Genomic DNA, 7819 nt, shown 5'->3' with positions numbered 1-7819 from the left:
GGTAGGCCGCGACGATCGGCACGTCCTGCCCGGCCACCAGCGCGTGGATCGGCGGGACGTCGCCGACCTGGGCGACGTCGGCGGCGCCCGCGCGGAACGCCTCCAGGATCGCGGGCCCGCCGACGAAGTTGGCGAACTCCACCTTGAACGGGAGTTTGTCGAGCTCACCGGAGAGGCGCAGAACGGACTGCAGGCGCTCGGACTGGTCGGCCGCCACCAGGGTGGTGCCGGCGGGAATCTCGGTCGGCAGTGGTCCGTCGGCAGTGCGACCGACCGGCTCGTCGTCCTTCGCGCAGCCGGTGAGTCCGAGAGTCGCAACGGTTGCCACGGCGAGCAATGCGGCGGTCGTGCGGCCGCGGCGGCCGGACCGGAACTTGCTGGGTCGGAACATAGCCGAAATTCAAGCAAGCCCCGACCGGCCGGAATACGGTTCGCCTCAGCCTGGTTCGAACCCCGTCAGCGCGGCGCGGCCACCGTCGTCGACCGGACCTGCTGCTGATAGCGCTGGACGAACGGCAGGATCTGCTGCTCGATCACCGTGTTGTATTCCCGGGGGCGCTGCATCGGGTTGGCGTGGCCGGTGTTGCGCGCGAGCACCACCAGTAGCGTGCCGTCCACTCCGCCGGACCGCTCGATCAGCACCTGGTGGGAGTGCTCGACGTCGACCACGCGGTCGGCGTTGGCGTCGCGCGGCCGGATGAAAACGATGGCGGGACGCGGTTTCCCGGCTGCCGGTTGGGCCAGGGTGCGCAGATCGTCGGCCGCGCCACCGGCCACGATGGCGGTGAATTGGGACTCGATCAAACCGTTGCTCGCGGCGTCGCGCGAGACGATCTTCTCGCGCATCACCTGCCCCAGCACCGCGCCCAGCTTGCCGAACCGGATACCGGGCAGCCGGGCGCCGCGATCGAGGAACTGGTCGCGGCGGGCGTAGGTCTCCACGGCCAGCCGCAGCGCGCGGCTCTCCCTGGCGCCGGGCAGCCAGCCCATCCAGCGCTGCATGTCCTCACCGCGGCCGCGGCTCTCCGGGCGCACCGCGTTCAGATCCACCGGCGTGCAATCCAGGATCACCCCGACCAACCGGCGGTCGCTGTCGCGGTGGATGTGCTCGGCCACCTCCAGCGCGATCACCCCGCCCATGCTGTGCCCGACGAGCACGATGTTGCGCAGCCCGGACAGCTCGGCGGCGCGGACGACGAGGTCGGCGATCACCTTCGTGTCGAGACCTCGGTTGTCGTAGCGGATCGCCCACACCATGCCCATCCCGCGCAGTGCGGGCAGCGCGGTGGCGGTGTCGGTGGCGTCGAGCCCACCGAGGCCGACCAGGTCCACCACGACGGTGTCCCAGTTCCGCTGGTCCAGCGGCGGGGCGACGGGCCGGATGGCCGGCTCGGTGCGCGCCAGCCGGGCCTGTTCCGGCGCGACGTCGTACTTCCAGTACTGCGCGAACACCACGAGTCCGGTCAACAGCAGTGCGGCCACCCGAAGCAGCGTCACCTTGGTGCGGCGCAACGTCTTCCACCCGTGCCCCAGGCTCGTGTCCCGCAGCCGAGCTCGGCGTCGCGCGTCGTCCCAGTCGGAGACGGTGGACGGGTGCCAGGCGTCCATCGGCGACATCCATCCCACTGTAGGCACGGGTGCGGATGGTCGCCACGAACCCGCTACCGATCAGCGTGCCGCCTCCGCCGTGGTGGCGAACTCGGCCCGCGACTTCCGCCGGCTCGGTTCATCGTCCTCGGGTGCGGCCGCCCGTCGGGCGCCGCGGCGACGTCGGCGCTGATCCCGGTGTCGCGGAAGGTGGAGGTGATAGTTCGCTCGCCGGTCGCCCGCAGGGGCGGCCGGCTTACCCTCGACGATCGGCGGCACCCGCTCGTCTCGGGCGAGCCGAGCGTGGCGGGTATCACGTCAGCGGAAAGGCGACCAGGCCGGGTCGAACCAGCCCGGGGCGGCGGCGGTGAACCGCGCGCGATTCCAGCCACCCGCGCCTTCCGGCACCGAGCCCACCAGGTCGACGCCGGTGACGCGCGGCAGGTCGGTGCGGTTGCACGTGGCGGCGAGGTCCGGTTCGGCGGGCCACGCGCCGATCACCAGGCCCGCGCACCGCACTCCCGCCGACCGCAGTGCGCGGGTGGTCAATTCCGTGTGGTTGAGCGTTCCCAGCCCGGCGGCGGTGACCACCAGGACGGGCGCGCCGATTTTCTGGGCGAGGTCGAGCAGGGTGAAATCGCCCAGGCGCACCAGCAATCCGCCCGCGCCCTCGACCAGGACGAGGTCGGCGTCCGCGAGGGCGTCGACGGCGGCGGCGGTTTCGGCGAGCGTCAGCTCCGGCATGCCCGCGCGGCGGGCGGCGGTGTCGGGCGCCAACGGGTCCGGGTAGCGGGCGAGTTCGACCGTCCGGGTGACGCCGGACAGGCGCTGTATCTCCGCGAGGTCACCGGGTTCGCCGGGCGCGACACCGGTTTGGCCCGGCTTGCACACCGCCACCGAGTGCCCCTCGGCCAGCGCCGCGGCGGTCACGGCGGCGGTGACGACGGTCTTGCCGACGTCGGTGGACGTTCCGGTGATCAGCAGGACGGTCATGCGGGCACCGCGCCGCGCGCCTCGGCCAGGACTTCGCCCAGCACCGTTGCGATGGAGTCGAGTTCGGCCGCGGAGAGGTTCGCCCGCGCGGTCAGCCGCAGGCGCGAGGTGCCCTCCGGAACCGTCGGCGGACGGAAGCAGCCCACCTCCAGCCCCCGCGCCCGGCAGGCCGCAGCGGCGTCGAAGGCCACCTGCGCCGGGCCGAGCACGACCGAGACCACCGCCGAAGGCGGCGCGGGCACACCGGCCAGCCGGGCGATGTCGGCGGCGCGTTCGAGCACCCGCCCGGCCAGCTCCGGTTCGGAGCGCAACAGGCGCAGCGCGGCCCGCGCGGCGCCGACGGCGGCGGGCGCGAGCCCGGTGTCGAAGATGAACGTGCGCGCGGCGTCGATCAGGTGCGCGCGCACCCGCGCACTGGCCAGCACCACGCCGCCCTGCGCGGCAAGGGATTTCGACAGCGTCGCGGTGATCACCAGGTCCGGCGCGCCGGCCAGGCCCGACTCGTGCACCAGCCCGCGCCCGCCCGCGCCGCGCACGCCGAGTCCGTGCGCCTCGTCCACCACGAGCACCGCGGCGTTGGCCCTGGTCACCCGGTGCAGTTCGGTCAGCGGCGCGAGATCGCCGTCGGCGCTGAACACCGAATCGGTCAGCACCAGCGCCCGTTCCTCGGTGCGCTCCGACAGCAGCCGGTCCACCGCCGCGACGTCGCGGTGCGGCGCGACCTCCACCCGGGCGCGGGAGAGCCGGCACGCGTCCACCAGCGACGCGTGACTGCCCGCGTCGGAGACCACGAGCGAGCCGCGCCCGGCGAGGGCGGTCACCGCGCCGAGGTTGGCCGCGTATCCGGAGGCGAACACGAGTCCGGCTTCGGCGCCGACGAATTCGGCCAGCTCGGCTTCCAGTAGCTCGTGCTCGGCGGTGGTGCCGGTGACCAGGCGCGACCCGGTCGATCCCGCGCCCCAGCGGCGCACCGCCTCGATCGCGCCTTCGATCACCTCGGGATGGCGAACCAGGCCGAGATAGTCGTTGGAGGCGAGATCGATCGACGGGGACCGCGCGTCGCGCGGGCGCAGCTCACGGCGCAGCCCCGCGGCCACCCGCGCGGTGGCGCGCTCGTCCAACCAGCTCAACGGATCGGTAGTCACAGCTCCGCAGCATACTTGAACACCGTTCAATGCACCCGCCGCCGGCCCGCTGGTACCGTTGAGCCATCGTTGGTGGTGTCACCGGCCTGCGGTGACGAAGCTTCACCGGGGAGGAACACGGCCGGATGCCGCGGTGGGCGATAGTCGTCGAGGAAACTACGGGCGCGGGCGATCACAAGCGCTGGTCACCCCGGATTCTCGCGGAGGTGGTCGGCACGCGCGCACAGGCATTGGCGAAACTGGCCGGGGTGCTGCCCACCTACACTCCGGAGCATCCCAAGCTGCGCGGCCGCCGCATCGTCCTGCGCGACGGCGACACCTACATGCTGATGGTGCGCGGCTGGTCGGACGATTACCACTGCATCTTCCGCGTGTGGGAGATCATGTCCGACAGTGACCGTCCGGACGGCGCCGACAGCCGCCGCTCGCCCGGCCGGTTCACGGACCGTTGAACCAATTCGGCGTATCGAGCCGGAACACCTCCCCCGGCGTGAGCACGCGCAGGTCGCGCTCCAACTCGGCGAGCCGGTCCGCGCCGAGCCGATCCGCCCAGCGCGCGTGGATCCGGTCGAAGGCGCGCGCCGACCGGGTGAGCACGTCTTCGGCGCGACCGGTCAGCGTGTAGACCTTGCGCCGCGCGTCGGTCGGATCGTGTCCCCGGCGCAGGTAGCCCATCCGCTCCAGCGCCTCGATGTGCTTGCCGGCGGCCTGTTTCGAGACGCCGAGCGCGCGCCCGAGGTCGGCGGCCGTGCAGCCGTAGGGGCCACCGCAGCGTCCGACCGCTTGGAACACGAAGCCGTGCAGGGGGCGCAGCTCGGAGTGGCCGTGCTCGGCCAGTTCGGCGTGCACCTCGTCCACCACGGCGCGGAAGCCGAGCAGCATGCGCAGCGGCAACTCGTACCCGCCCGCGTCACTTGACATGATGGACAACCTCGTTGACTATATGGACAACCATGTTGTCTATTTTAGAGGTGGTAGCTCGATGACCGTCATCCGACACTCCGACACCCGCCGCACCGAAACCCCCGGCGGCGTCATGACCACGCTCGCCTCGCCCACCCAGGGCGGCTCCGGGCTCGCGCTGTGGCGGGTCGACGTGCCCGCGGACACCACCGGTCCACTGCACTTCATCGACACCGAGCAGATCTGGACCGTCCTCGCCGGGCGGATCGATATCGCGCTCGACGGCACGAATGTCAGTGCCGCCGAGGGGGATACGGTGATCCTCCCGCCGAACGTCCTGCGTCAGGTGAGCACCGGCGGCGGCTTCACCGCCATCGTGACCGCACCGGCGGGCGCCCGAGCCGGACGACCGGACAGCGACGGCACCATCGTCCCGCCGTGGATCGCCTGACCGGTCAGCGCTCGGTCTGCGCGGCCACCGCGGCGCGCATTCCCGCGGTGATCGTGGCGATGTCGCCGGGGGTGCTGATGAACGGCGGCATGGTGTACACCAGGTTGCGGAACGGCCGCAGCCACACCCCGGCGGTTACCGCGGCGTCGGTAGCGGCGCGCATGTCCACCGGACGGTCCAGCTCGATCACGCCGATCGCGCCGAGCACCCGCGCCTCGACCACGCCCGGCAGACCGCGCACCGCGTTCAGGCCCGCCGTCAGCTCCGCCTCGATGCGGGCCACCTCGCCGCGCCAGTCGCGCGAGCGCAGCAGTTCGATGGACGCGACGGCCACCGCGCAGGCCAGCGGGTTGCCCATGAAGGTGGGACCGTGCATGAGCCCGCCGTGCGCCGCGCTGATCGTCTCGGCGATCCGCGCGGTGCACAGCGCGGCGGCGAGGGTGAGATAGCCGCCGGTCAGCGCTTTGCCGACGCACATCACATCCGGACTCACCCCGGCGTGCTCGGCCGCGAAAAGCGTTCCGGTGCGGCCGAATCCGGTCGCGATCTCGTCGAAGACCAGCAGCACGCCGTGTTCGTCGCACAGTCTGCGCAGGTCGGCGAGGTAGGCGGGGTGGTGCCAGCGCATCCCGCCCGCCCCTTGCACGACCGGCTCCACGATCACCGCCGCGAGTTCGCCCGCGTGCGCGGCGACGATGCCCTCCAGTTCCGCGACGTACTCCGGCCGATACTCCCTCGGCGGCGCCGGAGCGAACACCTGGTTCGCCAGGACGTCGGTCCACAGCGAGTGCATGCCGCCCTCCGGATCGCACACGCTCATCGGCGTGAACGTGTCGCCGTGATACCCGCCGCGCCAGGTCAGCAGTCGCCGCTTCCGCGGCTTGCCCAGCGAACGCCAGTATTGCAGGCACATCTTCACGGCGACCTCGACCGACACCGAGCCGGAGTCGCACAGGAACACCTTGTCCAGCCCGGCGGGTGTCGATTCGACCAGCAACTCGGCCAGCCGGGCCGCCGGCTCGTGGGTGAGCCCGCCGAACATCACGTGACTCATGCGCCGCGACTGGGCCAGCAGCGCCGCGTCGAGCGCCGGATGCCGGTAGCCGTGGATGGCCGCCCACCAGGAACTCATGCCGTCGACCAGTTCGCGCCCGTCGGCCAGTGTGAGCCTGGTCCCCGCGGCGCCGGCCACCACCAGCGGTTCGGTGGTCGCGGGAAAGCCGCCGTAGGGATGCCAGACGTGTTCGGCGTCGAGGGCGGTGATCTGGTCGGGGGTCAGTGCCACAGGAATCCTCGCGTCACGGCCCCGGCCCGCCGGGGCGGCTTGAACGCCGTTCAAGTTAGCACTCGAGCTGCGCGGTCCCCAACCGCGCCGGAGCAGTTCCGCGTTCCCGCCCCCGGAAGCCGCACCGGCGGATATTCTTTGACGCAGTCAAAGATTGGAGCCGCCGTGACCGTTGCCGACGTCGACATCGCCGCCGTCCGCGAATTCAACCGCCACTACACCCGGGTGATCGGCGTGCTGCGGGAGGGCCTGCACGACAGCCGCTACTCGCTCACCGAAGCGCGCGTCCTGTTCGAGCTGGCGGCCTCCGACGCGACCGAGGTGGTCGCGCTGCGCCGCGCCCTAGAGCTGGACGCGGGCTACCTCAGCCGCATCCTGGCCCGGTTCGAACAGTCCGGCCTGGTGCGGCGCAATCGCTCCGGCAGCGACGGCCGCCGCCAAGAGGTCCGACTGACCGAGCGGGGCCGGGAGGTCTTCGCGACGCTCGACCGGCGCTCCAGCGACGAGGTCGGCGCGCTGCTCGGCGCCCGGCCGCCCGCGACCCGGGCGCGGCTGCTCACCGCGATGCGGACCATCCAGCAGATCCTCGACCAGCCCGCCGACGCGCCCGCGTTCGTCGTGCGCGCGCCACGTCCCGGCGAATACGGCTGGGTGATCCAGCGGCACGCGGAACTCTACGGCGACGAATACGGCTGGGACGCCACCTACGAGGAGCTGATCGTGCGGATCGTGGCGGATTATCTGGCGTCCCGCGACGAGCGGCGCGAGCGCGCCTGGATCGCGGAGGCCGACGGCCGCCCCGTGGGCAGCGTCTTCTGCGTCCGGGAGGACGACACCACCGCGCGGCTGCGGCTGCTGCTGGTCGAACCCACCGCCCGCGGCCTCGGCGTCGGCGCGGCGCTGGTGGACGAATGCCTGCGCTTCGCCACCGCGGCGGGATACCGCGAGATCGTGCTGTGGACCAACGACGTGCTCACCGCCGCGCGGCGCGTCTATCAGCGCGCCGGATTCGAACTGGTCGAGCAGAGCCCGCATCACAGCTGGGGTCACGACTTGGTCGGCCAGACCTGGCGGCGCGCCCTCACCCCCGGCGACTGACCCGCCGCGACGGCTTCGGTCACCCGCCGTGCACCCGCTCGGTCAATGCCGCACCCACCTGCCCGAGCGTCGCGCGCAACTCCGCGAGCGTGCGCTGCCCCACCGCGTGCTCCACCGTCCGCTCGATGTCGCGGATTCGCTCCGCCGCCACCTCCAGCGCCGCGCGCCCGGCCTCCGTCAGCAGCACCGTGCGCGCCCGGCGGTCGGCCGGGTCCACCTGACGCACCACCAACCCACGGCGCTCCAAGTGTGTGACCAGCTCTCCCATCGACTGCTGTGTCATCCCGGCGGCTTCGGCCAGTTCGGTGATCCGCGATCCGTTCGGGTCCAGATAGCGGAACACCGCGTAGTGCGCGG

Annotated in this window: 9 protein-coding genes and 1 pseudogene; 3 read left to right on the top strand and 7 right to left on the bottom strand. The window is 72.2% G+C overall.

Annotated elements, in window-relative coordinates; all coding sequences use genetic code 11:
• The 4 genes and pseudogenes from ON27_RS44120 to ON27_RS09865 form a co-directional block, all read right to left on the bottom strand.
• Positions 1 to 391: pseudogene (locus ON27_RS44120) on the bottom strand (ABC transporter substrate-binding protein); the annotation flags it as partial.
• Between the two features lie 65 nt (positions 392 to 456).
• Complete coding sequence (locus tag ON27_RS09875) at positions 457 to 1617, bottom strand: alpha/beta fold hydrolase (protein ID WP_043723001.1); 1161 nt, start codon at positions 1615 to 1617, stop codon at positions 457 to 459.
• Between the two features lie 288 nt (positions 1618 to 1905).
• On the bottom strand, positions 1906 to 2580 hold the full coding sequence (gene bioD / locus ON27_RS09870; protein ID WP_043722982.1) for a dethiobiotin synthase: 675 nt from the start codon (positions 2578 to 2580) through the stop codon (positions 1906 to 1908).
• On the bottom strand, positions 2577 to 3725 hold the full coding sequence (locus tag ON27_RS09865; protein WP_043722960.1) for an 8-amino-7-oxononanoate synthase: 1149 nt from the start codon (positions 3723 to 3725) through the stop codon (positions 2577 to 2579). Before ON27_RS09865 ends, bioD begins: the two co-directional genes overlap by 4 nt.
• A 125-nt stretch (positions 3726 to 3850) precedes the next feature.
• On the opposite strand from ON27_RS09865, the gene ON27_RS09860 reads away from it, so the two are divergent.
• Entirely contained in the window at positions 3851 to 4177 is a 327-nt protein-coding gene (locus tag ON27_RS09860) for a hypothetical protein (protein WP_051046399.1), read from the top strand.
• On the opposite strand, the gene ON27_RS09855 is transcribed toward ON27_RS09860, so the two are convergent.
• The gene (locus tag ON27_RS09855; protein WP_086007459.1) at positions 4164 to 4646 is read right to left on the bottom strand and encodes a MarR family winged helix-turn-helix transcriptional regulator; all 483 of its coding nucleotides are present in this window, start codon (positions 4644 to 4646) and stop codon (positions 4164 to 4166) included. The two genes, ON27_RS09860 and ON27_RS09855, sit on opposite strands and share 14 nt — an antisense overlap.
• Positions 4647 to 4707: 61 nt before the next feature.
• On the opposite strand from ON27_RS09855, the gene ON27_RS09850 reads away from it, so the two are divergent.
• Positions 4708 to 5079: a cupin domain-containing protein gene (locus ON27_RS09850; RefSeq protein WP_043722956.1), complete on the top strand. Its 372-nt coding sequence runs from the start codon at positions 4708 to 4710 to the stop codon at positions 5077 to 5079.
• A gap of 4 nt (positions 5080 to 5083) precedes the next feature.
• Here the strand turns inward: ON27_RS09850 and ON27_RS09845 are convergent, their stop codons facing one another.
• Positions 5084 to 6364, bottom strand: a complete 1281-nt coding sequence (locus ON27_RS09845; protein WP_043722952.1) for an adenosylmethionine--8-amino-7-oxononanoate transaminase — start codon at positions 6362 to 6364, stop codon at positions 5084 to 5086.
• Between the two features lie 165 nt (positions 6365 to 6529).
• Here ON27_RS09845 and ON27_RS09840 point away from each other — a divergent pair, with 165 nt between their 5' ends.
• Entirely contained in the window at positions 6530 to 7462 is a 933-nt protein-coding gene (locus ON27_RS09840; RefSeq protein WP_245559894.1) for a bifunctional helix-turn-helix transcriptional regulator/GNAT family N-acetyltransferase, read from the top strand.
• Positions 7463 to 7481: 19 nt separating this feature from the next.
• Here the strand turns inward: ON27_RS09840 and ON27_RS09835 are convergent.
• Positions 7482 to 7819 (bottom strand): MarR family winged helix-turn-helix transcriptional regulator (locus ON27_RS09835; protein WP_043722948.1); only part of this gene is annotated, 338 nt, incomplete at its 5' end.

This window comes from Nocardia asiatica NBRC 100129 (genome assembly GCF_000308415.1).
In the GTDB taxonomy this organism is placed as follows: Bacteria; Actinomycetota; Actinomycetes; order Mycobacteriales; family Mycobacteriaceae; genus Nocardia; species Nocardia asiatica.
Note: the sequence above shows the minus strand (reverse complement) of the source record. Positions and strands in the feature narration are given on the sequence as shown.

Coding starts and splice junctions, on each gene's coding strand:
- ON27_RS09875 (WP_043723001.1), bottom strand. CDS start 1,617: ATGTCGCCGATGGACGCCTGGCACCCGTCCACCGTCTCCGACTGGGAC.
- bioD (WP_043722982.1), bottom strand. CDS start 2,580: ATGACCGTCCTGCTGATCACCGGAACGTCCACCGACGTCGGCAAGACC.
- ON27_RS09860 (WP_051046399.1), top strand. CDS start 3,851: ATGCCGCGGTGGGCGATAGTCGTCGAGGAAACTACGGGCGCGGGCGAT.
- ON27_RS09855 (WP_086007459.1), bottom strand. CDS start 4,646: ATGTCAAGTGACGCGGGCGGGTACGAGTTGCCGCTGCGCATGCTGCTC.
- ON27_RS09850 (WP_043722956.1), top strand. CDS start 4,708: ATGACCGTCATCCGACACTCCGACACCCGCCGCACCGAAACCCCCGGC.